At 60.8% G+C, this 23,983-nt stretch carries 22 protein-coding genes; 11 read left to right on the forward strand and 11 right to left on the reverse strand.

Going from position 1 to position 23,983, the window contains the following annotated elements:
- The first annotated feature begins 265 nt into the window (after nucleotides 1-265).
- The 4 genes from ACNYC6_RS02870 to ACNYC6_RS02885 all read left to right on the forward strand — a co-directional run bounded on the left by ACNYC6_RS02870 (nucleotide 266) and on the right by ACNYC6_RS02885 (nucleotide 5,325).
- Complete coding sequence (locus tag ACNYC6_RS02870) at nucleotides 266-1,162, forward strand: EamA family transporter (protein ID WP_419712902.1); 897 nt, start codon at nucleotides 266-268, stop codon at nucleotides 1,160-1,162.
- A 150-nt stretch (nucleotides 1,163-1,312) separates the two neighbouring features.
- The gene (locus ACNYC6_RS02875) at nucleotides 1,313-1,819 is read left to right on the forward strand and encodes a sigma-70 family RNA polymerase sigma factor (protein ID WP_419710990.1); all 507 of its coding nucleotides are present in this window, start codon (nucleotides 1,313-1,315) and stop codon (nucleotides 1,817-1,819) included.
- Entirely contained in the window at nucleotides 1,816-2,796 is a 981-nt protein-coding gene (locus ACNYC6_RS02880; RefSeq protein ID WP_419710991.1) for a FecR domain-containing protein, read from the forward strand. Before ACNYC6_RS02875 ends, ACNYC6_RS02880 begins: the two co-directional genes overlap by 4 nt.
- An 87-nt stretch (nucleotides 2,797-2,883) precedes the next feature.
- Nucleotides 2,884-5,325, forward strand: coding sequence for a TonB-dependent siderophore receptor (locus ACNYC6_RS02885; protein ID WP_419710992.1), 2,442 nt, complete (start codon nucleotides 2,884-2,886; stop codon nucleotides 5,323-5,325).
- 121 nt (nucleotides 5,326-5,446) lie between these two features.
- On the opposite strand, the gene ACNYC6_RS02890 is transcribed toward ACNYC6_RS02885, so the two are convergent.
- Nucleotides 5,447-6,547, reverse strand: coding sequence for a polyamine ABC transporter substrate-binding protein (locus tag ACNYC6_RS02890; protein WP_419710993.1), 1,101 nt, complete (start codon nucleotides 6,545-6,547; stop codon nucleotides 5,447-5,449).
- 353 nt (nucleotides 6,548-6,900) lie between these two features.
- Here ACNYC6_RS02890 and ACNYC6_RS02895 point away from each other — a divergent pair, with 353 nt between their 5' ends.
- On the forward strand, nucleotides 6,901-8,619 hold the full coding sequence (locus tag ACNYC6_RS02895; protein WP_419710994.1) for an amidase: 1,719 nt from the start codon (nucleotides 6,901-6,903) through the stop codon (nucleotides 8,617-8,619).
- A gap of 206 nt (nucleotides 8,620-8,825) precedes the next feature.
- Here the strand turns inward: ACNYC6_RS02895 and ACNYC6_RS02900 are convergent, their stop codons facing one another.
- The 7 genes from ACNYC6_RS02900 to ACNYC6_RS02930 form a co-directional block, all read right to left on the reverse strand.
- Nucleotides 8,826-9,716, reverse strand: a complete 891-nt coding sequence (locus tag ACNYC6_RS02900) for a SphA family protein (RefSeq protein WP_419710995.1) — start codon at nucleotides 9,714-9,716, stop codon at nucleotides 8,826-8,828.
- A gap of 80 nt (nucleotides 9,717-9,796) precedes the next feature.
- Entirely contained in the window at nucleotides 9,797-10,858 is a 1,062-nt protein-coding gene (locus ACNYC6_RS02905) for an NADH:ubiquinone reductase (Na(+)-transporting) subunit F (RefSeq protein WP_419710996.1), read from the reverse strand.
- A gap of 10 nt (nucleotides 10,859-10,868) precedes the next feature.
- On the reverse strand, nucleotides 10,869-11,228 hold the full coding sequence (locus tag ACNYC6_RS02910) for a phenol hydroxylase subunit P4 (RefSeq protein ID WP_419710997.1): 360 nt from the start codon (nucleotides 11,226-11,228) through the stop codon (nucleotides 10,869-10,871).
- Nucleotides 11,229-11,358: 130 nt separating this feature from the next.
- On the reverse strand, nucleotides 11,359-12,915 hold the full coding sequence (locus ACNYC6_RS02915) for an aromatic/alkene/methane monooxygenase hydroxylase/oxygenase subunit alpha (RefSeq protein ID WP_419710998.1): 1,557 nt from the start codon (nucleotides 12,913-12,915) through the stop codon (nucleotides 11,359-11,361).
- A 49-nt stretch (nucleotides 12,916-12,964) separates the two neighbouring features.
- Nucleotides 12,965-13,237 carry an MmoB/DmpM family protein gene (locus ACNYC6_RS02920; RefSeq protein WP_419710999.1) on the reverse strand — a complete coding sequence of 91 codons (273 nt, stop codon included), beginning with the start codon at nucleotides 13,235-13,237 and terminating at the stop codon, nucleotides 12,965-12,967.
- Nucleotides 13,234-14,229, reverse strand: coding sequence for an aromatic/alkene monooxygenase hydroxylase subunit beta (locus ACNYC6_RS02925; protein WP_419711000.1), 996 nt, complete (start codon nucleotides 14,227-14,229; stop codon nucleotides 13,234-13,236). The genes ACNYC6_RS02920 and ACNYC6_RS02925 overlap by 4 nt, the downstream gene beginning before the upstream one ends.
- Nucleotides 14,230-14,246: 17 nt before the next feature.
- The gene (locus tag ACNYC6_RS02930; protein ID WP_419711001.1) at nucleotides 14,247-14,528 is read right to left on the reverse strand and encodes a phenol hydroxylase subunit; all 282 of its coding nucleotides are present in this window, start codon (nucleotides 14,526-14,528) and stop codon (nucleotides 14,247-14,249) included.
- Nucleotides 14,529-14,911: 383 nt separating this feature from the next.
- On the opposite strand from ACNYC6_RS02930, the gene ACNYC6_RS02935 reads away from it, so the two are divergent.
- Entirely contained in the window at nucleotides 14,912-16,615 is a 1,704-nt protein-coding gene (locus ACNYC6_RS02935; protein WP_419711002.1) for a sigma 54-interacting transcriptional regulator, read from the forward strand.
- Between the two features lie 29 nt (nucleotides 16,616-16,644).
- Here ACNYC6_RS02935 and ACNYC6_RS02940 read toward each other — a convergent pair whose 3' ends face one another.
- Nucleotides 16,645-16,824, reverse strand: a complete 180-nt coding sequence (locus tag ACNYC6_RS02940; RefSeq protein WP_419711003.1) for an OprD family outer membrane porin — start codon at nucleotides 16,822-16,824, stop codon at nucleotides 16,645-16,647.
- A 266-nt stretch (nucleotides 16,825-17,090) separates the two neighbouring features.
- Here ACNYC6_RS02940 and ACNYC6_RS02945 point away from each other — a divergent pair, with 266 nt between their 5' ends.
- From ACNYC6_RS02945 to ACNYC6_RS02965, 5 genes are all read left to right on the forward strand, one after another.
- Nucleotides 17,091-17,753 (forward strand): glutathione S-transferase family protein, encoded by a 663-nt coding sequence (locus tag ACNYC6_RS02945; protein WP_419711004.1) that lies wholly within the window; start codon nucleotides 17,091-17,093, stop codon nucleotides 17,751-17,753.
- Between the two features lie 107 nt (nucleotides 17,754-17,860).
- Nucleotides 17,861-18,145: a hypothetical protein gene (locus tag ACNYC6_RS02950; RefSeq protein ID WP_419711005.1), complete on the forward strand. Its 285-nt coding sequence runs from the start codon at nucleotides 17,861-17,863 to the stop codon at nucleotides 18,143-18,145.
- 201 nt (nucleotides 18,146-18,346) lie between these two features.
- Nucleotides 18,347-19,723 (forward strand): pyridoxal-phosphate dependent enzyme, encoded by a 1,377-nt coding sequence (locus ACNYC6_RS02955; protein ID WP_419711006.1) that lies wholly within the window; start codon nucleotides 18,347-18,349, stop codon nucleotides 19,721-19,723.
- Nucleotides 19,720-20,898 carry a trans-sulfuration enzyme family protein gene (locus ACNYC6_RS02960; RefSeq protein ID WP_419711007.1) on the forward strand — a complete coding sequence of 393 codons (1,179 nt, stop codon included), beginning with the start codon at nucleotides 19,720-19,722 and terminating at the stop codon, nucleotides 20,896-20,898. The genes ACNYC6_RS02955 and ACNYC6_RS02960 overlap by 4 nt, the downstream gene beginning before the upstream one ends.
- 145 nt (nucleotides 20,899-21,043) lie before the next feature.
- Nucleotides 21,044-21,538 carry a PaaI family thioesterase gene (locus ACNYC6_RS02965; RefSeq protein ID WP_419711008.1) on the forward strand — a complete coding sequence of 165 codons (495 nt, stop codon included), beginning with the start codon at nucleotides 21,044-21,046 and terminating at the stop codon, nucleotides 21,536-21,538.
- A 7-nt stretch (nucleotides 21,539-21,545) separates the two neighbouring features.
- Here the strand turns inward: ACNYC6_RS02965 and ACNYC6_RS02970 are convergent, their stop codons facing one another.
- Together ACNYC6_RS02970 and ACNYC6_RS02975 are read right to left on the reverse strand one after the other, a co-directional pair.
- Complete coding sequence (locus tag ACNYC6_RS02970; RefSeq protein WP_419711009.1) at nucleotides 21,546-22,961, reverse strand: DUF2252 domain-containing protein; 1,416 nt, start codon at nucleotides 22,959-22,961, stop codon at nucleotides 21,546-21,548.
- Between the two features lie 148 nt (nucleotides 22,962-23,109).
- Nucleotides 23,110-23,469, reverse strand: coding sequence for a DUF6124 family protein (locus tag ACNYC6_RS02975; RefSeq protein ID WP_419711010.1), 360 nt, complete (start codon nucleotides 23,467-23,469; stop codon nucleotides 23,110-23,112).
- Nucleotides 23,470-23,983 lie beyond the last annotated feature (514 nt).

The raw sequence follows: 23,983 nt of genomic DNA on the forward strand, positions 1-23,983 counted from the left end.
CGGCACTAGACGGCCCGAACGATCATGGAATAGTTTGAGCGCCTTAAATCAATAAAACAGAAGCCTTCAGCGAACATCAACCTTGTCCCGTCGCATCGAATGCGGTACAACCCCATGACAGGTTGTACGACAACATAACAAAAATACTGGTCCACTCTCCGCAGTGGCGCACTTGATTCGAGATCCTGCCATGACCCTTCCGATGACCCGGCCAGAAACACCGCCGCCCTTTCCTCGCCATCTCGCCGTGCTGATTTTGTTGTGCATGGGTTGCGCCTTCGCCGGTAACCATGTCGCAGCGCGGGTGGCCTTTGATGACGGCGCCGGCGTATTGCTGGCGATTCTGATGCGCTCGGGCGGAACATTGTTGGTATTGGCCGCGCTGGTCATTTGGCAACGCCAGAGCTTGCGCTTGCCGTCTGGGGCATGGCGTTGGCAACTGCTGTTGGGGTTGCTGATTGCCACCCAGAGCCTGTGTCTGTATTCGGCCGTTGCCCGGGTGCCGGTGGCCCTGGCGTTGTTGGTGGCCAACGTCTTTCCGATTTTGCTGGCACTGCTCACCTGGGCGTTGGGTGGCGCACGCCCCACTGCGCGTACCGCCTCGCTGATGGGCCTGATTCTGCTGGGGCTGGTGTTTGTGCTGGACGTTCCGGGCCGCCTCGCCGACAACGCCAGCGTCGGACCGCAATGGTGGCTGGGCGTGACCCTGGCCTTCTGCGCCGCCAGCGTGTTTGCCTGTGCATTGTGGATCACCGATCACAAGTTGTCCGAGGTACGCGGCTCGGTCCGCAGCTTGCTGACGATCTTCATCGTGTTCAGCAGCATCAACCTCGCCGGCATGACCGGCGCCCTGCCCGGTGGCTTGAACCTGCCAGCGACCCAAACCGGCTGGCTGGCACTGGCGACGCTGGTCGTGCTGTACGGCACCGGTTTTATCGTGCTGTTCATTTCCGTGCCGCGCCTGGACATGCCACGCAATGCCCCGGTGATGAACATCGAACCGCTGGCCACGCTGCTGATGGGCTGGCTCGTGCTGGACCAGATGCTCAGCGCCGGTCAGGTGGTGGGCGGGGTGATTGTCGTCACGGGTATCGTGCTGCTGACTTATCGCAAGGCAAACACCTCTTCCAGCGTGAAGCGCCCTGTCGCGCAGCGTAGCTGAACCGGTTCAAACCCTGCCCTGCAAAAGCCCGCCGAGCCATCACTGGCTCAGCGGGCTTTTGGCTTTTTCAGCGAAACCAGACATTGCGGTGAGTCCGCTGACAAAGGTAGCATTGAGAACGACTCTCACTAACATCTGGAAATGAATCCGGTGCAACCTCCCTCGACCAGCAAGCTGAGTTACTTTTTCAGCGATCACCACCGTTGGCTGCTGCAGCATATCCAGCGACGGCTGCGCAATCACGCGGATGCCGAGGACACTGCCGCCGATACGTTTTGCCAGATGCTGATCGCCCGGGTCGATCCCGACAGCATCGAACAACCTCGCGCCTACCTCTCGACCATCGCCCGAAGGCTCATTTTCGATCGGCATCGTCGGCGCAAACTGGAGTTGGCGTATCTGGAGCGCCTGTCTGCCTTGCCCGAAATGGTGGCGCCTTCGCCGGAAGAGCAGTTGCAACTGATCGAGGCGCTGGTGGCCATTGACCGGGCGCTGGATGGTTTGCCGATGGTGGTCAAGGCGACCTTCCTCTACAGCCAACTGGACGGCATGAGTTACGTGGCCATCGCGAGCAAGCTGGGCCTGTCGGAACGCACGGTCAGCCGCTATATGAAACAAGCCTTGCGCCAGTGCTATCTGAGCGAGATGGCACCATGAGCACGCCGCGCCTGGACCCTGTCAGCGAGCAGGCCATCGACTGGATGGTGCGGCTGCGCGCCGGTACGCCTACTGCCGCGATGCAGGAACGTTTCAATGCCTGGTTGGGCATGGACCCCGCACACGCCCAGGCTTGGGCACAATTGCAGGAACGCCTCGGAGGTTCGTTCAACACGGTTCGAGCCCTCGACCGGCGCTTGCCGGGCCAAAGCGAGCACGCGCGCCAGATTCTCTTGCAGCCTCACGCTTCGCGGCGTGATGCGCTGCGGGTGATTGCCGGTCTTGGCCTGCTGGGTGGTGGTTTGTGGCTGGGCGCGCGCAGCCCGCTGGGCGATTCACTGCTTGCCGATCTGCACACCGGGCGCGGGCAACGGGAGAATTTCAATCTGGCCGACGGCAGCCGCCTGAGCCTGAATGCCGACAGCGCGGTGGATCTGCATTTCGACGACCAGCAAAGGCTGGTCATCCTGCGTCGTGGCGAATTGGTCATTCAGGTGGCGCCCGATCCCCGACGCCCCCTGCACGTGCGCACCGCCCAAGGCGAAGTGCGTGCATTGGGTACGCGTTTCCTGGTGTCCCAGGAACAAGACGCCAGTCGCGTGGTGGTGCTGGAACATTCCGTGGAAGCCAGGCTCTTTGATGGCACTCAGCGTGTCTTGCGCGAAGGCGAATCGGCCCTGCTCTACGCACGGCGCATCGAGCCAGTCAGCGGCGATCAGCAACATCGCGCCGACTGGCTCAGCGGCCGTCTCAACGTGCTGGACGAACCGCTGGAAAATGTCGTGCAAGCATTGCGTCCCTACAGCCGTGGATTTGTGCGCGTATCCCCTGAAGTTCGCGACTTGCGGGTCCAGGGCGTATTTCCGCTGAACGACCCCCTCCGGACCTTCGCGGCACTGGCCGAAACCCTGCCGATTCGGGTCGATCACTACAGTCCGTGGCTGACATTGATCCGGGCAAAAACACCCAAACAATAATTATTTTTGAAAATCACTCTTATTTGTGTCCGGTTTTCATCTCTCATCCCACCTATCTCCTGACACTTACACCTTCAGGAGAATGCTGTGTTCAACCCGTGGTCCCACTCGCTTTCCGTAGCCGTTGCCCTGGCAACGCTGGCCTGCCCTGCCCTGGCGCAGGCACAAACCCTGCCCTTCAACCTGCCCGCCGGCCCACTCGCCAGTACGCTGAATGCCATCGCCAGCCAGAGCGGGCACATCGTCTCGCTGGAGCCTTCGCTGGTACAGGGCAAACAGGCCCCGGCGGTCATTGGCCAGTTTTCCCCTGAAGAAGCCATGCAAAAGGCGCTGAGCGGCAGCGGCCTGCAACTGCGAGTGACCGAACAGGGCAACTTCAGCGTCGAGCCGGCCACGACCAACACCGCTGCACTGCAACTGGGCGCGACCAACATTATCGAAAACAGCGCCGACGCCACCACCGAAGGCTCGGGTTCCTACGCGGCCAAAGCGGTGACCATCGGCAAGGGCACCCACACGCTCAAGGAAATTCCGCAGTCGATCACCGTCATGACCCGCAAACAGATGGACGACCAGAACCTGGTCGATCTCAAGGATGCGGTCAACCAGACCACCGGACTGGTGGGCGTTCAGGGCGTCGGCAAAGGCCTGATCGTGACCTCGCGCGGTTTCCAGATCGATGACTGGCTGTACGACGGTGTGCCGATCCCGCGCAATACCTATGCGCTGGGTAACTGGGCCACACAGGACCTGATCTTCTTCGATCGCATGGAAGTGCTGCGCGGTGCGTCCGGTCTGCTTCAAGGCACCGGCAGCCCCGGCGGCGCCATCAATCTGGTGCGCAAGCGCGGCCAGACTGCACCGACCGTGACCGTCACCGGCAAGGCCGGCTCTTGGGATCACTACGGCCTACAACTGGATGCCGGCGGCCCGCTCAACCAGACCGGTACCGTGCGCGGGCGCATCGTGGCCGACGAAGACCAGAGCGACTCCTTTATCGATTACGAGTGGAGCAAGACCCACTCGTTGTACGGGGCGCTGGACATCGATCTGCGCGAAGACACCACACTGGGCCTGGCGGTCAGTCAATCCAATGGCGAATCGCGCCCGATGATCCGCGGTCTGCCGCGCTATGCCGGCGGCTCACCAGTCGATATTTCGCGCTCAACCTACACCGGCGCACGCTGGAACCATTCGGACATCGATGTCACCACGGTCTATGCCGACCTCGAACACCGCTTCAACGACGACTGGGCCTTCAAGGTCGGCGCCGTGCGCATGAGCGAAGACAACCAGGCGAAAAACCAGCGCGTGCAAAGTGCCGGCGATGGTCTGGAAGCCGATGGCAGCGGCGTGCAATACGCCGACTTCGTGACGGATTTTGATTCGACCAAACTCGGCCTGGACATGAACCTCGTCGGCCACTTCGACGCCTTGTCCATGCAGCATGAAGTGATGCTGGGCGGTAACTATTCCAAGTACACCTCGGACGACCGCTTCGCCCGCACCTTCAACGACAGCACCGACACGATCTTCGGCATCGACCACAACCGCCCGGAAATCAGCTACGAGAGTTTGATCAATACCGCCGGCGGTCGTGGTACGCCGAGCAAATACGACATCCGCCAAAAAGGCCTGTACGGCAGCTGGCGAGTCAAGCCGATCGAGCCGTTGACCCTGGTGCTCGGTTCGCGGGTGAGCTGGTATGACTACAGCTACAAGTCATGGACCCAGCTCTCGTTCAGTGACGTGGCCACCGCCAATCCGGAAAGCACCACCAACGAAACCGGAGAAGTCACGCCCTACGCCGGGATCGTCTACGACTTGAACCGCGAATGGGCGGTGTACGCCAGCTACACCGACGTGTTCGTACCGCAGGCCGTGCGCGACTCGGGCGGCTCAGTGCTCAAACCGATTATCGGCAGCAACTACGAAATCGGCCTCAAGGGTGAGCTGATGGATGGCCGGGTCAACACGTCCCTGGCGGTGTTCCGCTACGACCAGGAAAACCGTGCGGTCAACGACCTCGCTTCAGGTTTCGCCTGCGACGGTTGGTACTGCTCGACGGCCTCGGGCAAGGTGCGCAGCCAGGGGATCGACGCCGAGATCAGCGGCGAAGTGCTCACCGGTCTGCAACTGTTTGCCGGTTACACCTACAACACCACCAAGTACCTGGATGACCCGGTCAACGAAGGCAAAGTCTTCAGCACCTGGACGCCTAAACACATGCTGCGGGTCTGGAGCGACTACCAGTTCAGTGGCGACTGGAACCGTGTCAGCTCCGGCCTGGGCTTTACCACCCAAAGCCATACGCTGGGCTATGAACACACCTTCGAGGTGCCGGGCTACACCGTGTGGAACGCGCGGGTCGGCTATCAGTTGACGCCGGAAATCGGCCTGGCGCTGAACGCCAACAACCTGTTCGACAAGCACTACTACACGGCGGGCTACAACCAGCTCGACGGCAACAACAACTTCGGCGATCCACGCAATGTGATGTTCAGCGTGAAGTACACGCCGGAGTTTTGAGAGCAGCCCCTTTAGGAGCGAGCCTGCTCTCGATAGCGGTCTGCCCTTCAATATCATCGTTGGCTGTCAGGCCCTCATCGCGAGCAGGCTCGCTCCTACAGGGGATCAGTGTACCTGGGGCTTACTTGTCCGACTTGATCGCCGTCCACACCCGCGTGCGCACCCGCTCAAGCTTCTGTGGCAATGGCTGCACCACATAAAGGGTTGCCAGTGCCTCGCTGGTCGGCGTCAGGTTCGGGTTAGCGGTAATTTCCTTGTTGATCAGCGGCAGCGAGTCCTTGTTGACGTTCGGGTAACCGAGGAAGTCGCTGATCGGCGCGATCACTTTCGGGTCAAGCAGAGTGTTGAGGAATTCATGAGCCTCTTCGACATTCTTCGCACTTTTCGGAATGGCGAAGGTGTCGAACCAGATCGGCGCGCCCTCCTTCGGCAAACGCCAATCGACCACCACGCCGTTGCCTGCCTCTTTGGCGCGATTGCCGAACTGATAGAAGCTGCCGGAGTAACCGATGGCTACGCAGATATCGCCGTTGGCGATGTCAGTCATGTACTTGGCCGAGTTGAAGTAGGTGACGTAAGGCCGAATTTTCAGCATCAATGCCTTGGCTTTTTCGTAGTCGTCCGGGTTCTGGCTGTTCGGGTCCAGCCCGAGGTAATGCAGGGCCAGCGGCAGGATTTCCGAAGGTGAATCCAGCATCGCTACGCCGCAGGACTTGAGCTTCTCCATGTTCTCGGGCTTGAACACCAAATCCCAACTGTCCACCGGGGCATTCTCGCCCAGTGCCGCTTTGACCTTCGCCGGGTTGAAACCGATCAACACGGTGCCGTACATGTAAGGCACGCCGTACTGGTTGCCGGGGTCGTTGGCGTCGAGCAACTTGAGCAGCGCCGGATCCTGATGTTTCCAGTTGGGCAGCTTGGACTTGTCGAGTTTCTGGAACACACCGGCCTTGATCTGGGTTTCGATGAACTGATTCGATGGCACCACCAGGTCGTAACCCGAGTTGCCGGTCAGCAACTTGGCTTCCAGGGACTCGTTGGTGTCGAAGGTGTCCCAGGTCACTTTGATGCCGGTTTGCGTGGCGAAGTCCTTGGGCACGGACGGCAGGATATAGTCCGCCCAGTTGTAAACCCTCAGTTCGCGCTGTTCGGCGTGCACCGCGCTGGCCAGCAGCGTCAGCCCACAAACCGTGGCGCCCAGAATGCGTTTCATAGTGTCCATGGATCAGTTCCCCAATGTCAGCTCGTTGGTTTTTTTAATGTCTGTACACGGCAGTGGCCCTGGAAACGGCCGGGGCAAGGAAGCAAAGATCTGGTTTTGGATTCGGTCGGTGCTGGCAAATCAGCAATCCGGTTTCGATTCTTGCTGACAGGCTAGAGGGTTCCCAGCGTGTGATCGGCCAAAAGGGGATCGATATGGCCATTATCCGTGTCCGGATGTATCGGCAAGGGCGGCACCCTGCCCCGCCTTAGTGCAAAATACGCGGCCAAGGTTGAAATCCGGATCCCGTCGCGCAAGGCTGTGCAGCGAGTTCCGTTATGAAATCCATTTTTGAGAGAGCCGGTGGTAACCGCATGATTGAAGTCACCGAAGTTTCCATTGCCCAACTGCGCGCTGCGCTCGAATCCGGCCAAACCACATCGGTGGAGCTGGTCCAGGCCTACCTTGCGCGGATCGACGCCTACGACGGCGCCGACACCCCGACCGCCTTGAATGCAGTGGTGGTGCGCAACCCGGATGCACTCAAGGAAGCGCAGGCCTGTGATGCCCGTCGGGCCAAAGGCGAGACGCTGGGGCCGCTCGATGGCATCCCTTACACGGCCAAGGACAGCTACCTGGTCAAGGGGCTCACTGCCGCCTCGGGCAGTCCCGCTTTCAAAGACCTGATTGCCTACCGCGATGCGTTCACCATCGAACGGCTGCGCGGTGCCGGCGCCATTTGCCTGGGCAAGACCAACATGCCGCCGATGGCCAACGGCGGCATGCAGCGCGGGGTCTACGGCCGTGCCGAGAGCCCGTACAACGCCGGTTACCTGACTGCGCCGTTCGCCTCGGGCTCGTCGAACGGTGCCGGTACGGCAACCGCCGCCAGTTTCGCGGCATTCGGTCTGGCCGAGGAAACCTGGTCGAGCGGGCGCGGCCCGGCGTCTAACAACGGTTTGTGCGCCTATACGCCTTCGCGAGGGGTGATCTCAGTGCGCGGTAACTGGCCGCTGACGCCGACCATGGACGTGGTGGTGCCGTTTGCCCGGACCATGGCCGACTTGCTGGAAGTGCTGGATGTGGTGGTCGCGGAGGATTCCGATACGCGAGGCGATCTGTGGCGCCTGCAACCCTGGGTGCCGATTCCGAGCGTTGCCTCGGTGCGCCCTGCTTCTTATTTAGAGTTGGCGGTGAAACCCGATGCCCTGGCCGGCAAACGTCTCGGCGTGCCGCGCATGTACATTAACGCCGACGAGGACGCGGGCACGTCAGAGGCACCGGGTATCGGCGGCCCGACCGGTCAACGCATCAACACCCGTGCTTCGGTGATCGATCTTTGGAAACAAGCACGCAAAGCCCTCGAAGCTGCCGGCGCCGAAGTGGTCGACGTCGATTTCCCGCTGGTCTCCAATTGCGAAGGCGATCGTCCCGGTGCGCCGACCGTGTTCAATCGCGGGATCGTCTCCAAGGCGTTCCTGCACCACGAATTGTGGGACCTGACGGCGTGGGCGTTCGATGACTTCCTGCAGGCTAACGGTGATCCGAAACTGAACCGTCTGGTCGACGTCGACGGCCCGCTGATTTTCCCTCACGACCCGGGCACGCTGCCCAACCGCGAAGGCGACCTGGCTGCCGGCATGGACGAGTACGTGAAGATGGCCGAGCGCGGCATCACGCCGTGGGACCAGATCAGCACCGTGCCTGATGGTCTGCGTGGGCTTGAGCACACGCGCAAGATCGATCTGGAAGACTGGATGGATCGATTGGGCCTGGACGCGGTGCTGTTCCCGACCGTCGCCGACGTTGGCCCGGCGGATGCCGATGTCAATCCGGCGTCTGCGGATATCGCCTGGAGCAACGGGGTTTGGGTGGCCAACGGCAACCTCGCCATCCGCCATCTGGGCGTGCCCACGGTCACCGTGCCAATGGGTGTGATGGCGGACATCGGCATGCCGGTCGGCCTGACCTTCGCCGGCCGCGCCTATGACGATTCGGCGCTGCTGCGTTTTGCGGCGGCGTTCGAGGCGACGGGGAGCAAGCGTTTGGTGCCGCCGCGGACTCCGCCGTTGGCTGGCAAGTCATTGCGGTGACTGTCAGCCGACATTGATGTTGGATGTGATGGCCTCATCGCCAGCAGGCTAGCTCCCACAGGGTTATGCAGTGATCACAGCATTTGTGGTCGACAAAAATCCACTGTAGGAGCGAGCCTGCTCGCGATGGCGGTGTGTCAGCCCGCATCGATGTTGGATGTGATGGCCTCATCGCCAGCAGGCTAGCTGCTACAGGGTTTGCGGTGTCAGAACGGCACGGTCAGCTTCATCCAGTACGCATTCCCCTGTGCCCGGTTGCGCACTTCGGTTTCCTGCTCCCATTTGCCTGTGACGAACCAGCCATTCTTGCTGGTGTATTTGATTGACGGGCCGATGGCCAGCGAGCGTCCCTTGTTGTCTTCGATGGTCTCGCCGTTCTGGCGGTCGTCGGTGGTCTGGCGATAGTAGTAACCGCCAATGCCCAACACCCAACCATTGCCCATCCCCCAGCCGACGGCATAGTCGACATGAAACTCCTGGCCCGAACGGTAGTCGGTCGCCGGGTTTTCGCGGTTGAAGTCGTACATGATTTTCGCATCGACGTTGAGCCCGTTCGGGTCGACGTAGGTGATGGCGTAGACCGGTTCGATCACCCAGTAATTGCGCCCGGTGTTGGCCAGGTCGCCACGGTCGTAGCGACCGGTCGGGGCGATCATGTCGAGAGCGAGGATGCTGTGGAATTTTTCGCTGTGGTGAAAGCCCAGCGCCGGGCCGAAAATCACGTCACCCAGGCCTTGTTTGCTTTGCGACTGGCCGTTGAGTTCGACCTTGAGATCCACCAACGGCACGATCGCATGCAGTGCCACGCTGGCGCCGAACAAGGTGTAATCGCTGACCCAGATCAGTCGCGGGGTGATGGCGTTGGCGCGCACGCGAAAATCCACCGGGAGTTTCTTGCCGTCGTTGCCGCGCAGGTTGTCGGCTTCGTAGTGGGTGACGAACAGTTGCCCGTAAAACCCCGGCGGCGGCATCGCCCCGGACATGTAGTTTTCCGCGCCCAGCGGATAGGACGTGCCGCCGCCTTCAGTGGCGTGCACGGACAGCGATGCGGTCACAGCAGTAGCGATCACGAGCAGGTTTTGCAGTCGACGAGTCATTCGGTTCAGCCTTTATTGTTGTTATGGGTCGGGCACACCTCGCCCTCTCGGCAGATCGAGAAGGCGGGTTTACAGGTCAATCAAATGCGTTTGAACAACGCGGAACGCTGGGTGTTTTCACCACCGTCGGCAGCGCTGTAGAAGCGCTCCATGAAGATGTCGCGCTCAAACAGCCGTCCTTGCATCAGGCAGGTGATGGCCGAATCGATCATCACTGGCGGTCCGCACAAGTAGGCCTTGCGGTTGCTGAAGCGGCCGTCGAAATGCTGCTTCGCGGCGTCATGCACATAGCCCTTGAACCCCGTCCACTCAGGGTCCTCGACCGCCTGACTAAGGGCCGGCACATAGCTGAAGTTGCTGTGGTCCCGGGCCAGCGCTTCGAACAGTTCGCGGTTGTACAGTTCGCCACGGTTACGCGCGCCCTGGAACAACACGATCTGCCGGGTATCGCCGGCCTCCAGCAAATCGAGAATCATCGACTGCGGACTCGACAACCCGGAACCGCCGGCGATGAAAATCAGGTCGCCGCTCTGTGAACCACGGACGAAAAACTGCCCATACGGTCCGGACAATTCCACCCCATCGCCGACCTTCAAATCATCGTGAATCTTGCCGGTGGCCAGCCCGCCGTCGACCCGCCGCACGTGCAGTTCGACTTCGTCGGCACGGCTCGGTGGATTGGCCAGCGAGAACGCCCGCGTGCCTTCAATTCCGGGCAGTTGCAGGTTGATGTACTGCCCGGCCTGGAATGCCATCGGCCGATCGAGCTTGAGGTGCACGCCCTTGATGGTTGGCGACAGGTCGACCAAGGCGCTGACCACCGCGCGATAGTCCTCCACCGGATGGCCGAGGAAGTCCGGGTCGGCATCGATATCGGCCTCGATCACCATGTCGCTTTGCGGGATCGCACAGCAGGCCAGCACCTTGCCTTCATCGCGTTCCATGTCCATCAGCGCAAAGGACGAGGCGGCGCCAAGGTCGGCTTCGCCCTCCAGCACCTGGACCTTGCAGGTGGCGCAAGTGCCGTGGCCGCAGGCAAACGGCAACCAGACGCCCTGGCGCAACGCGGCCTGAAGAATGGTCTGCCCTTCTTCCACTTCGATCTGCTCGCCAGTGGGTTCAATGGTGACTTGGTAGCTCATCGCCGTGTCCTCAGTTGAAGCTGCCGGCAATGCCGTTCAAGCCGGGAGTATTGAGGTGCAGCAGGCTCTTGTGATCGATGCCGTTGGCGATCAGGCTTGCTGCGTTGTCCGGGGTGAACGGGTGGTCGTTGAGGCGCCACAGGGCCTGGCTGAAATCGACCTGCGGCGCATCCGGGTGCCGGGCAATCGAAGGCTTGACCACTTGTTCGATGAAGTCGCCGAACGGCATCGTCGGTGGCAGTGGAAAGGTAAACGGCGCGCAGAACATCAGGTGTTTTTCCCAGCACAGGTACACCAGTTGCAGGCCGTGGAAATTCTCCTGGCGGTCCAGGGGTTGGGCGCGGTAGGCGCCGATGGCGGTCACGGGCATGATCGTTTTCCTTATTGTTGTCAGTTGGAAGGTGGGAGCGAGCCTGCTGACGAAAGCGGTGTAACAGACACTTGAGCGGTGAATGTCGTGACCTCATCGCGAGCAGGCTCGCGCCTACAAAAGTCAGTGCTCAACCGGCCTTGAGCAGGTCCGGGTCGGCGGCGGTGGCCGGTGAGCTGTTGCGATCGTTCGGGTGCCAGTCCTGCCAGCGTCGGTGCTCGGTGGAGCCGAGGTACTCGAAGTTGTCCTGGCCGGGATTGATGTTGTAGTAGTCGCGCACCACTGACTCGACATCGCCGCCACCGCAGTTGCCCTGCAGGATCTGATGCACCGGCAGCCAGGCCTGGATGTACTTGGTCGGTTCGTATTCGAAAATGTCGCAGCAACCCTGAGAACAGAAGTGGTAGCGCTCGCCTTCGTGCTCGGCGCTGCGATGGCTGAGGGTGGTCTGGTCGTCCGGCTCGCCGAACGACAGCGGGATCTGGCAGATCTGGCAGAGCATCGGCAGGGTCGGGTTGTAGAAGCGCTCGCCCTTCTCTTGCAGCGCACGCCAGTGCTCGAAGCGCGGGCGGTAGATCTTGTCGAAGGTGTCGGGATATTTGGACGACAGCCAGTCCAACTCCTCGTCGGTGGGCATCCAGGTGTGGAAGTTGGTCGCCTGGCTGTACTGGTAGAAAATCGACCAGGCCTGGTGGCTGACGTGGTCCTTGGCGACGTTCGCCTCTTCGACGTGCTTGGGCGGACGGATGCCGTAGCGCTCCAGGTCCTTGAACAGCGCCCCGCCCGCCTCTTCGAAATACACGCCCCAGGCTTCGGACCAGGACATGACTTTGTTGGGCAACATGTAGTCCATCATCATTCCCACCAGCGTCAGCAGGCGGTAGCCCCGCCAGAACCACTTGTCGATCCAGCGCTGGATGATCGGCACGTTGTCTTCGTGCTGCTCCAGCAGAAACTTGATCACTTCCAGGCCCAAGGTCATGTGCCGCGCTTCGTCGGACTGTGCCGAGAAGCCAAAGGTCACCGTGGCCATGTCGCCGTTGAACGCCGCGCCAGACATGAACGGCACGAACAACAGGTTGGTCAGCACGTACTCGAACGAGAACGAGATTGCCGTGAGGAACTCGAACGGCCCCGCCGTGCGTGCGTCTTCGAAGAACGACTTGGGCACCGAGAGGAACCACACGCGGTCGTGCATATGCGCGAAGTCATGCAGGCCGTTGAAGTGCTTGTTGTAGTGACTCATCGCGTGGATCTGGGTCTGCACGTGACGCAGTTCGTCGATGGCCTGCATCTGGCAGGCAATGCGCGCACCGGCGCCACTGAACTGCCGGCCGACCCGGGCGAAACCCTGGTAAGCCTGGTATTCCAGCGGCGTGACACCGGACAGAAAGAGCTTCAGCGCATTGACATAGCGGGCGTCCGACAACGTGGTATGGCCGTTGTTTTGCGAGAACGCATCGAAGATCGCGTAGAGCTTTTTCTCTTTCTCGGCCTGGTATTTCCAGTAGGTGTCCATCGTCAGGCGGAACGGGTCTTCCCACTTGTCCCAGTCGGTGATCTTGATTCCTTCGAAGCGCTCGTGCGGGTAGATGTCTTCGTGGGTCTGGTAGCTAGGCTCCCAGTCCAGGTCACGGGTCATGCAACGGTATTTTTCTTTGGCATTGAGGCGTTTTTTCACGGCCATGATGGCGCTCCCGAATTTTTGTTGTGGATCGAACGGCGGTCGGTTCCGATCAGTTGTTCCAGTACAGCGAAAAGCTGTCGTCCTCTTCCACGACATTGCCGCCCAGGGTGATCACGTACATCAGCATTTCCTGGATGTCCCAGACGCTGCCGGTAAGCGCCTCGACCGTTTCGCGGCGGATGTCGAGGCGGCCCTCGGCCTCGATGCGGATCATCGATGGCTGGTGCTGGATCTCGGCGTGAGGGTTGTCCTGGACAATCGCGTCGACGATCGAGCGCGCGTAATCGGTGTCCTGCAGGTTCATGTAAACGAGCGAAGTCATGCGCGTTCTCCTGTCATGCCAAGTTTCTTCAGGCGTGCGCTGAACTCGGTGCAGACACCATCCAGTGCGGACGCGTCGAGGCCCATCGCCGCCAACGGTCGCAGCGCTTCGATGGAGCGGGCACTCCAGTGATCGACCCAGTCTTGCACCCGTGCCTTGTTGGCCGGGCTTTCGTTGATCACGACTTTGAGTAACGCATCGACCCAGCGCTGGCTTTCGGCAAACCACAGGCGCATGAATTCGGTCAGCATGCCGACCTGGCCGGCGCCGTTGGCCGACAGTTGCTCGTCGAGTTTGTGGAACAGCAACGGGTACACCAGGCCATCGCTGACCAGGTTCTGCGCCACGGTCAATTCGAACCAGTCACGCACCACCAGCGTGTCCTCGACATAGCGACGCATGCCTTGCCACCCCGCATCGTTGAGCCACTGCTGTTTGGCCTGGGCCAGCAGCAACACGTCGCCGTCATCGAGCATCAGGCCGATGCGCGACAGGTACTGGGCGATGCCGAGGCGGTCCATGGCCTGGAACATGTGCATCTGCGTAACGCTGGTGCCGAAGCCGTCGGCGGCGATGTTGCTGTTGTTCATGTTGGCGCCCATCTCGGCGTGGCGCAGGGGCAACAGCAGCTTGCTGATCAGTTGGACATTGGAGGCAGAGAGGCCGGCGAGCATGTCGCGCTTTTCGCAGAAGGCGTAATCGTGCTCGGCGTTTTCCTGCATCTTGGCCCGGGCCTGGACGTAGGCGCCGTAGTAGTACTGGCGCGGGTCGCTGACCGCGTACCAATCGGCCATGACTACCGCGGTGCGGGTGGCATCGTTGAGCAGTTTGTCCGGCTGCCACAGCGGCCGATAATGAAAATTGGTCGCCGACTCCAGGTCGAAACTGGCTTCCTGATAACGGCTGGCCACCTTGTCGCCAAACCGGCGACGGGTGTGGCTGAAGGTATTGCGGATCGTCTCGACGGTGGTCGTCTTGATCTCGACACTCATGGAGTGGACTCCTGTGGTTATTGTTCTGTCGCGTGTTGATCGGCCTGGTCGGCGTCGCGGGTTTCGCCGTAGCGCCACTTGCGCGCATCGGCGTCGAGGGCCGCGCACATCTGCGCGTCCATGTGCTGCACCCGGTTGCTTTCGCAGAACTGGTGGAACGCCTGGCGCGGCAATACCAACTCGACAAACAGGTCGGGAAAGCCGATGGCGAAATCGAATTCGACGAAGGTGTCGTCAGGTCCGCTGCGGACGCGGATGTAGCGCGGCATTTGATCGAATGGGCTGGCAGGCTGGCTCATGCTCGGGTACTCCCTTGTTATGTTCGGGGTACGGAGCAACAAGGGTGCCAGCGCTGCAAAAACGGTTGGAATGAATTTTTTATTCTTTTAAAAACAGATAATTAAATGAAAATATCCACTCCAGCCTAGCGACCAGCACACCACTGGCAGACAGGCCAGCGAACCGGCCAATTGATCATTTGCTCAATCGTCTCCAGGGCCTTCGAGCAAATGACTAATCATTCGACGATTGACATTTCGCTCGGTTTCAGGCCGCTTAGAAAAAGGAAACCCGACCTTGCCTTGCCTGAAAAACACCGGTCGCCAGGATGCGTAAACAAACCGCCATTGCCTGAGCGGAACGCATCTCCATCCCCAACATAACTACAATCGGGGCGCACTGAATGATCACCACGTACAAGGCTTCCCAGCACCCGCCGTCGCTCAAGGACCTGAGCGACCAGGTTCGCTTTCACGGGAGCGAGGGCAAAATCTGGCTGGACGAACAACGCATGTTGTTGATCCAGGTGTCGATGATGGCGTCGTGCAGACGCGAGCTGATCGAAATGCTTGGCGTCGAGCGCGCCAAAGGATTTTTCATGCGCCTGGGTTATCAGTCCGGGCTCAAGGACGCCGAACTGGCGCGCAAGCTGCGGCCTCAGGGCAGCGACCTGGAAATGTTCTTCACCGGCCCGCAACTGCACTCGCTCAAGGGCATGGTCAACGTCCGTCCGCAGGCGATCGACATCGATCTGGCGAACGGTCAGTTCTACGCCGACATCGAGTGGCAGGACTCTTTCGAGGTGGAGAACTGCCAGACCGAAAACCTGCATTCCGAACAGCCGGTGTGCTGGATGCTGCTCGGCTATGCCATCAGCTACAGCTCGTTTTTCCTCGGTCGGCAGATCATCTACAAGGAAGTCAGTTGCCGCGGTTGCGGCGACGCCCAGTGCCGGATCATTGGCAAGCCCGCCGAGCAGTGGGACGATGCCGAAGAGATCATGCGTTACTTCCAGAGCGACCCGATCATCGATGAACTGCAAGCGCTGCAAGTGCAAGTGGCCAACATGCGCCAGCGCCTGCAGATCGAGGCCGGCAAGTTCTACGGCATCGGCCAGTCGGCGATCTACCGCCGAACCTGCTCGCTGATCGACAAAGTGGCGCTGGGCAAGGCTTCGGTGCTGCTGCTGGGCGAAACCGGCGTGGGCAAGGAAGTCATCGCCCGCAGCCTGCATTTGCGCAGCGAACGGGCCGGTGGACCTTTCATCGCGCTGAACTGCGCCGCCATCCCGCCGGACCTGATCGAAGCCGAGTTGTTCGGCGTGGAAAAAGGCGCCTACACCGGCGCCCAGCAGTCGCGCATGGGCCGCTTCGAGCGGGCCAACGGCGGCTCGTTGTTTCTCGATGAAATCGTCGAATTGACCCCACGTGCGCAAGCCTCGCTGCTGCGGGTTTTGCAGGAGCAGGAGTTGGAGCGCGTCGGTGACTCGCAGACCCGCAAAGTCGATGTGCGGGTCATCACGGCAACCCATGAAGACCTGGAAAATGCCGTCAAGCAAGGGCGTTTTCGCGCCGACCTGTTCTATCGCTTGAACGTGTTCCCGGTGCGTATTCCGGCCCTGCGTGAGCGTCGTGAAGACATCCCGTTGCTGATCGAGCACTTTCTGGAAAAACTGCACGCCAGCTACCGGAAAAAAACTCTCGGCCTGTCCGACCGGGCCTTGCAGATGTGCCTGAACTACGACTGGCCCGGCAACATCCGCGAGTTGGAAAACCTGATGGAACGCGGTGTGATCATCACCGACGAGAACCAGAGCATCACCGTCGACGCCCTCTTCCCGCATTCGCCGCAGATGGCCGAAAGCATTGGCCTGGCCAGTGACGGACGGCTGGTGAAATCGACGCCCGCGCCTGGCCAGAACTGGATCGACACGATCATCGACAGCGGTATCGCGCTCGACTCGGTGGAAGACGCGCTGATTCACGCCGCCATGGAGCGCAGCCAGCAGAACGTCTCGGAAGCGGCCCGCCTGCTGGGCATGACCCGCCCGGCGCTGGCTTATCGTCTGAAAAAATCACCCACGGATACGCCCTCGTCCAAGGATTGATGGCTCTCCACAGGGTTTGGCGGTGTGGATTACAACAACGCAATCGCATAGTTGATGATGAAGCGGCTCTGATCCACATCGCGGCCCGTGTCGGTGTTCGACTGGCCGTTGCGCAACGAGAAGCCGACGTTCTTGAACGTGCCCGACTGAATCACGTGGTCCAGGGTCATGTCGCGCTCCCATTCGGACGGGTCCCCGGCGTTCTGCACTTTGATGTCAGTGCCCTTCAGATACGCGATCGAGGCCTTCAGAATGAATCGTGAAACGCTTAAAACATTTCGAGGCGTGATTATCAAACGAGGCGAAAGTAGTTTTCGTGCAGGGATAAGGGGTGTCGCACAGAGGTACGGGCAAGCGCTGTATTTGAAAATCCACCCTGGGGGTTTTCATCGATTTTGCCTCTCGTCTCGAACATCGCCGGGGGGCGAGCGATGGTCGATACTGCATTTCACCCCCCTGTACCGAGGAGATAAAAATGCCTCTGACCCTGTACTACCATCCGCTGTCGTCGTACTGCCACAAAGTGCTGGTCGCGCTTTACGAATACACCATCGAATTCGAACCCAGGATCATCGATCTCTCCGATGAAGCTGACCGCGCAGACCTGCAAGCGCTATGGCCACTTTGCAAATTCCCGGTCATCCGCGACCAGAGAAACCCGCAGGGCCTTGCAGAGTCGAGCATCATCATCGAGTATCTGGACCGCTTTTACGCCGGACAGCACTGCCTGCTGCCCAGTGATTGGGACACGGCGTTGCAGGTTCGTCTGTGGGACCGGTTTTTCGACCTGCACGTCCAGATGCCGATGCAACATATCGTCGCTGATCGCTTGTTCGCCACCCACGGCGATCTGAGCAAACAACGCGCCAGCCTGTTGACCGCCTACGGCATGCTCGACCGTCAGTTAGCCTCGCGAGCCTGGGTGGCCAGCCCGGACTTCAGCCTGGCCGATTGTGCCGCCACCCCGGCGCTGTTCTATGCCAGCACCCTTGTGCCGTTCCCCGACGATTGCCGGCACTTGAGCGCGTACTTCGAACGTTTGACCCAACGGCCGTCGGTCCAGCGCGTCATCGACGAAGCCAAGCCGTGGTTTTCTTTCTATCCGTATGCCGAGGCTATCCCGGAGCGATTTCGCTAGCCACGCTATCGACGCTACCGACTGTTGGCCCGCGCCTTGCTTTGGCTGAATTCGCCGGGGGATGTTCACGCGCATCCCCAGTGGCGCAATCGGCGACGGAGGTGGTCATGGCGGGGGAAGCAACGCTGACAGTATCGATGGCTGCGCTGGCAGCCATCGTGATCGTCATGGTGACGGTATTCGCGGCAGCAACGGCGGCCATGGTGACGGCAGCCAGCCTCACGGCCATCGGCATTGCAGAACGGGTCTTGCCGGACATCCAGCCCCTGGCGGCCCTGGCCCTCACGCCGCCCCAGGCCATGATCATGGCCACCCTGCAAGCCGGGAGCCTGTCGACCATCACCGAGCTCATGCAGCAGGTCAATCTGGCCATGATCATGGCCACTCTCTAGGCACCTCTTTCACCCGCAACACTCCCCATAAAGCCCACCATTCAAAGGGAATTTCCCCAATGTCGGGGGTACTTTCGCGCGGATGGTTGCGAGTGTGGCGATCAAGGCCTATGGTCCAGACGATGCATTGCCGCGACCGGTACAACAACTCATCGCCGGTTAGTGGCCACCCACCGAGGATCCACGCTGCGAGGTGACGACATGCCGAACGACTCCCGCCCTGCCGTGCTCGAACTGATCGGCAATACGCCACTGGTGCGTGTCAGCCGTTTCGATACCGGCCCCTGTACCCTGTTTCTCAAACTCGAATCACAGAACCCCGGCGGTTCGATCAAGGACCGCATCGGCCTGGCGATGATCGACGAGGCCGAGCGCGATGGTCGCCTCAAGCCCGGCGGCACGATCGTCGAAGCCACTGCCGGCAACACCGGCCTGGGCCTGGCGCTGGTCGGCCGTGCCAAAGGTTATCGGGTGGTGCTGGTGGTGCCGGACAAAATGTCCACGGAAAAAGTCCTGCACCTCAAGGCCATGGGCGCCGAAGTGCACATCACCCGTTCCGATGTCGGCAAGGGCCATCCGGATTATTACCAGGACGTCGCCGGGCGTCTGGCCGCAGAAATTCCCGACGCGTTCTTCGCCGACCAGTTCAACAATCCGGCCAACCCGCTGGCCCACGAATGCAGCACCGCGCCGGAGATCTGGGCGCAGACCCAACATGATGTGGACGCCATCGTCGTCGGCGTCGGCTCGGCCGGCACGCTGACCGGGTTGACCCGTTTCTTCAAACGCGTGCAACCGGACCTGGAAATGGTGCTGGCCGACCCGATCGGTTCGGTGATGGCCGAATACAGCCGCAGCGGCACCCTCGGCACCCCCGGCTCCTGGGCGGTTGAAGGCATCGGTGAAGACTTCATTCCGTCGATCGCCGACTTGTCCAGCGTGCGCCACGCCTACTCCATCAGCGACGAAGAAAGCTTCGATCATGCCCGCCAGTTGCTGCGCGCCGAAGGCATTCTCGGCGGCTCGTCGACCGGCACCCTGCTCGCCGCCGCGCTGCGCTATTGCCGCGAGCAAACCGAGCCGAAACGGGTGGTCAGTTTCGTCTGCGATACGGGCACCCGTTACCTGTCGAAGGTTTACAACGATCAATGGATGAGCGATCAGGGCCTGCTGCAAAGCAAGCGCTACGGCGACTTGCGCGACCTGATCGCTCGGCGTTTCGAGGATGGCCGGGTGATCAGCGTCGGCCCGGATGACACCCTGCTCACCGCGTTCCAGCGCATGCGCCTGGCGGACGTGTCGCAACTGCCGGTGCTGGTGAACGGGCAGCAACTGGTGGGCGTGATCGACGAATCCGACATTCTGCTGGGCGTGCAGAAAGGTGCTTCACACTTCCGCATGACGGTCACCAGCGCGATGACCGACAAACTGCAAACCCTGGCGCCCGACGCCAGCCTGGCGCAACTGGAAGCGGTGCTCGACCTCGGGCTGGTGGCGATCATCAAAGACGCCTCCGGCTTCCACGGCCTGATCACCCGGGTCGACATGCTCAATCATTTACGGAGATCCCTTGCATGAGTCAGCACGATAAAAACACCGCGCTACACGGCTTCGCTACCCGGGTGATCCACGCGGGACAAACGCCGGACCCTTCCACCGGCGCGCTGATGCCGCCGATCTATGCCAACTCGACCTATTTACAACAGAGCCCCGGCGTACACAAAGGCCTCGACTACGGGCGCTCGCACAACCCGACACGCTGGGCGCTGGAGCGCTGCGTGGCGGATCTCGAAGGCGGCACCCAGGCCTTTGCCTTCGCCTCGGGACTGGCGACGATCTCCACCGTGCTCGAACTGCTCGACGCCGGCTCGCACATTGTTTCGGGCAATGATCTGTACGGCGGCACCTTCCGCCTGTTCGACAAGGTTCGCCGGCGCAGCGCCGGGCACCGTTTCAGTTTTGCCGACCTGACCGACCCGGCCGCCTTCGAGGCGGCGTTACAGGACGACACCCGCATGGTGATGGTCGAGACACCGAGCAATCCCCTGCTGCGCCTCACCGACCTCGCCGCCATCGCCCGCACCTGCCGCGACCGCGGGATCATCTGCGTGGCCGACAATACTTTCGCCAGCCCATGGATTCAGCGACCGCTGGAGCTGGGTTTCGATATCGTGCTGCACTCGACTACCAAGTACCTGAACGGCCACTCCGACGTGATCGGCGGCATCGCCGTGGTCGGCCAGAACGCCGAACTGGCTGAGCGCCTGGGCTTTCTGCAAAACGCGGTGGGCGCCATCGCCGGGCCGTTCGACGCCTTCCTCACCCTGCGCGGCGTGAAGACCCTCGCGCTGCGCATGGAGCGCCATTGCAGTAATGCACTGGACCTCGCGCAATGGCTGGAACGTCAGCCACAAGTGGCGCGCGTCTACTACCCGGGCCTGCCCTCGCACCCGCAGCACGAATTGGCGCGCAAGCAAATGCGCGGCTTTGGCGGGATGATTTCGGTCGACCTCAATACCGACCTGGCCGGCTCCAGACGCTTCCTTGAAAACGTACAGATCTTCGCCCTGGCCGAAAGCCTCGGCGGCGTGGAAAGCCTGATCGAACACCCGGCCATCATGACCCACGCCACCATCCCCGCCGACACCCGCGCAGAACTGGGCATCGGCGATGCGCTGGTGCGGTTGTCTGTTGGAGTGGAGGATCTCGAAGACCTGCGCGCGGATCTGGCGCAGGCACTGGCACGGATTTAGGCTCACGCAAAACCCTGTAGGAGCGAGCCTGCTCGCGATGAGGCCGGTACATCCAAAATCGATGTCGCCTGATACACCGCCATCGCGAGCAGGCTCGCTCCTACAGTTATTACACCAGACTTACAATTTTCCGGATCATCAAGACATGTCCAATCTCAACACCTCCCTGCAAGACACCGCCGCCCCCGACGGCATTTGCTACGGCTGCGGCAGCAGCAATCCCCACGGGCTGCACATCAAGAGCCATTGGCATGAAGACGGCGTGCACGTCGTCGCCGAGCACGTGCCCGATCCCATGTACTGCGGCTGGCCGGATCTGGTCTACGGCGGCTTGATCGCGATGCTGGTCGATTGCCATTCCAACTGGGCGGCCATGGCCTATCACTACCGGGCGGAAAACCGCGAAGTCGCCAGCCTGCCACGCATCAACTGCGTCACCGGCAACCTTGGCATCAAGTTCATCAAACCGACGCCCATGGGCGTTCCGTTGATCCTGCGGGCGAAAGTCGAAGGCGAAGTCGGACGCAAAACCCGCGTTATCTGCGAGGTGTTCGCCGGGGACATGCTGACGGCGGTGGGCGACTCGGTGTTTGTCCGGGTCGATACCAGTCAACTGGCAGACGCGGCTCACGGCCGCTGAGCGTTCCTCATTCCTCTTCCATCAGCGCTGTGATCCGTCCGGACCTTTCCGCGGCCAGCAGCGCTGCATAGTCCTTGGCATTCTGATCGGCATAGGCCACGGCAAACTTGCCGATGGCCTGGTCGAACGAATCCGTTTTCCCCAGATAACCGCTGATAAGCGCCGCATCTCCGGATTTGGCATGGGCACGGGCCAGCGTCTGGCCGCACCATTCGGCGTAGCGCTTCAAACGCGCCGCCGATATGCCTTCAATCGGTGCCGACATTTTCATGTCGCGCAACTGGCGGACAAAAAAGTGCCGGCCTTTCTGGCCACGTGTCCAGCCCAGAAAAATGTCGCTGGAGGACTGCATCAAGCGTTGCCCGGAGACAACGCGCTGTCCCTGGTTGTTGAATTCGCTCTTGCCGGCATAGGGCGCCATCACCGAAGGGCAGGCTTCCTTGAATTGCAGGAGCAACGGATGGTTTTCCGCAGAGAAGAACAGACCGACAAAACAGTAGGTCCCCACGCTGCCGATGCCGACCGCTTTGACGGCAATGTCCTCAAGGCGATAGCGATCGAACAGCACACGCCGTTCATGGGCTAATGACAGTCGATAATCCTGCAGAGCCTCACGGGCGCGCTCCACGAAATCTTTTTCATCCACGTGATAAAGAATGGGTGGCTGATCGATCAATCGGCGCCGCCCCGCCACTTCGCTGCTGATTTTGGGATAGAGGTAATCGCCGACCCGCAGCCTGGCCTTGGCCACCACTTGTTCGCGAAACTTTTTGACTTCGCCGTTGGGCGCCATGTCGATGATCGCCTGGGCATCCAGGCGTTCATACCAAACCTGAAGCGGGCTCAACTTCGACAGTTTGCGCAGACGCTCGCGATAGGCACGCACGCATTCCATGGCGGTGGCCGCTGCCGCTTTGTCGCTGATCCGGTTGTCCCGCGCTGCCACGACAAAACTGATCGCCAGCCGTTTCACATCCCATTCCCAAGGCGCGGGCAGGGTTTCGTCGAAGTCGTTGATGTCAAAAATCAGATTGCGCTCGGGCGTGGCGAACAACCCGAAATTCAACAGGTGACAGTCGCCGCAAGCCTGCACCTCGATACCGGTGGTAGGCGTCTTGGCCAGGTCATGGGCCATCAACCCCGCCGAGCCGCGCAAAAAAGTGAACGGGCTGCGCAACATGCGGCCGTAGCGTACGGGCACCAGATTGGGCAGCCGGTAACGGTTGGACTCTTCCAGAAGTTCAATCGGGTCGCGGTGCTTGCTCGGCGGTTTCCACGTGGCGTGCAGCGAGTGCGGCAGGCTCTCGCGCAATCGCTCACCCGCACTCATGCGCTCCTTGCGCGAACGGAAGACCACTTCCTTGATGGCGATGCCGGATTTGCGGGTCTTAGCCTTGGCAGGCTTGCTTTTACGCGGGGTCATGTCCACTCCCTCGCCCAATGAAACCGACTCGCCTGGGCACGCGGAAACAAACGGGTTACCGAAGTATTTACAAGCGTAGCAGCTCTGATTTGAAGTGGATGACGATGTGCAGCGGCCTCATTTCGGGCCGCTGCGCCATTCAGCCCGGCTACTCGGGCGGATCAATCTGATCCAGCACCCGGTTCGCCGTGATCTCCGCCAGCATCACGCTGTTGGAAATGCCCAGCAGCGCATGGCGCGATTCACCGTCGAGGTGATCGACCAATTGATGGACCATCACATCGACTGAGGCCAGGGTCTCGACTAAATAAACGGCCAGGGTTTCGAGCGTCACCTCAGGGTCGACGGTGAAGAGGGTGCTGACGGTGCGCGGTGTGGCTTTGATATCGGCGGTTGAGGGGAAGTGAACGTCGAGGGCGCGTTCGGCGGCTTCGTTGAGCTTTTCTGAATCGGGTTCGTACGGGGATGCCGGATCGGTGTCCGGCGGGTTTGGCGTTACCTTGAACATAGATGCTCCCTTGTTAAGAAGGGCCGCAACCATCTCGCTACTAAACGATAGGGTGGCAGCTGTGCGCAAGTTAGTAGACCGGCAAGGGAAAGCAAAAACCGGCGCGTCCGAGGACGCCATGCGCACAGCTACCATCAAGCGCAGGCAGATACCTGATTGATGATGCTCATGCGACCGCTATACCTTGGCCGGGCTACTAAACCCGATCACTGATGGGCAGTGACGCGAACCAAGTTACCGATGGCCCCCAAGGCGCACAAGCCGGCGGATTCTGGCGTAAGCGTAGGCAACGGCGCAAGGTCTTGTAGCTTGCATGAAGTAACCTTGCACGCTTTTAAACAAGGGCTGTGCGGGGGATGTTTAATACGGCGCGCAGACTTTGGTAACTGGTAGAAACCGGCCAATAGCGGACACTCAGAGCGTCAAAAATCAACCACTGAATAACACCCATCCCTTCCGGTATCAGGGCGACTGTCTTGGCCAATTTCAAGCGGTTCGATCCGCAAGCCGCTCC

This window comes from Pseudomonas sp. NFX224 (genome assembly GCF_048565165.1).
GTDB lineage: Bacteria > Pseudomonadota > Gammaproteobacteria > Pseudomonadales > Pseudomonadaceae > Aquipseudomonas.

What these genes read in the sequence shown, in the direction of transcription:
- ACNYC6_RS02905 (WP_419710996.1), bottom strand. Translation starts at nt 10,858, where the DNA reads ATGAGCTACCAAGTCACCATTGAACCCACTGGCGAGCAGATCGAAGTG.
- ACNYC6_RS02935 (WP_419711002.1), top strand. Translation starts at nt 14,912, where the DNA reads ATGATCACCACGTACAAGGCTTCCCAGCACCCGCCGTCGCTCAAGGAC.
- ACNYC6_RS02890 (WP_419710993.1), bottom strand. Translation starts at nt 6,547, where the DNA reads ATGGACACTATGAAACGCATTCTGGGCGCCACGGTTTGTGGGCTGACG.
- ACNYC6_RS02945 (WP_419711004.1), top strand. Translation starts at nt 17,091, where the DNA reads ATGCCTCTGACCCTGTACTACCATCCGCTGTCGTCGTACTGCCACAAA.
- ACNYC6_RS02910 (WP_419710997.1), bottom strand. Translation starts at nt 11,228, where the DNA reads ATGCCCGTGACCGCCATCGGCGCCTACCGCGCCCAACCCCTGGACCGC.
- ACNYC6_RS02975 (WP_419711010.1), bottom strand. Translation starts at nt 23,469, where the DNA reads ATGTTCAAGGTAACGCCAAACCCGCCGGACACCGATCCGGCATCCCCG.
- ACNYC6_RS02895 (WP_419710994.1), top strand. Translation starts at nt 6,901, where the DNA reads ATGATTGAAGTCACCGAAGTTTCCATTGCCCAACTGCGCGCTGCGCTC.
- ACNYC6_RS02915 (WP_419710998.1), bottom strand. Translation starts at nt 12,915, where the DNA reads ATGGCCGTGAAAAAACGCCTCAATGCCAAAGAAAAATACCGTTGCATG.
- ACNYC6_RS02965 (WP_419711008.1), top strand. Translation starts at nt 21,044, where the DNA reads ATGTCCAATCTCAACACCTCCCTGCAAGACACCGCCGCCCCCGACGGC.
- ACNYC6_RS02880 (WP_419710991.1), top strand. Translation starts at nt 1,816, where the DNA reads ATGAGCACGCCGCGCCTGGACCCTGTCAGCGAGCAGGCCATCGACTGG.
- ACNYC6_RS02950 (WP_419711005.1), top strand. Translation starts at nt 17,861, where the DNA reads ATGGCGGGGGAAGCAACGCTGACAGTATCGATGGCTGCGCTGGCAGCC.
- ACNYC6_RS02930 (WP_419711001.1), bottom strand. Translation starts at nt 14,528, where the DNA reads ATGAGCCAGCCTGCCAGCCCATTCGATCAAATGCCGCGCTACATCCGC.
- ACNYC6_RS02900 (WP_419710995.1), bottom strand. Translation starts at nt 9,716, where the DNA reads ATGACTCGTCGACTGCAAAACCTGCTCGTGATCGCTACTGCTGTGACC.
- ACNYC6_RS02960 (WP_419711007.1), top strand. Translation starts at nt 19,720, where the DNA reads ATGAGTCAGCACGATAAAAACACCGCGCTACACGGCTTCGCTACCCGG.
- ACNYC6_RS02870 (WP_419712902.1), top strand. Translation starts at nt 266, where the DNA reads ATGGGTTGCGCCTTCGCCGGTAACCATGTCGCAGCGCGGGTGGCCTTT.
- ACNYC6_RS02925 (WP_419711000.1), bottom strand. Translation starts at nt 14,229, where the DNA reads ATGAGTGTCGAGATCAAGACGACCACCGTCGAGACGATCCGCAATACC.
- ACNYC6_RS02920 (WP_419710999.1), bottom strand. Translation starts at nt 13,237, where the DNA reads ATGACTTCGCTCGTTTACATGAACCTGCAGGACACCGATTACGCGCGC.
- ACNYC6_RS02955 (WP_419711006.1), top strand. Translation starts at nt 18,347, where the DNA reads ATGCCGAACGACTCCCGCCCTGCCGTGCTCGAACTGATCGGCAATACG.
- ACNYC6_RS02970 (WP_419711009.1), bottom strand. Translation starts at nt 22,961, where the DNA reads ATGACCCCGCGTAAAAGCAAGCCTGCCAAGGCTAAGACCCGCAAATCC.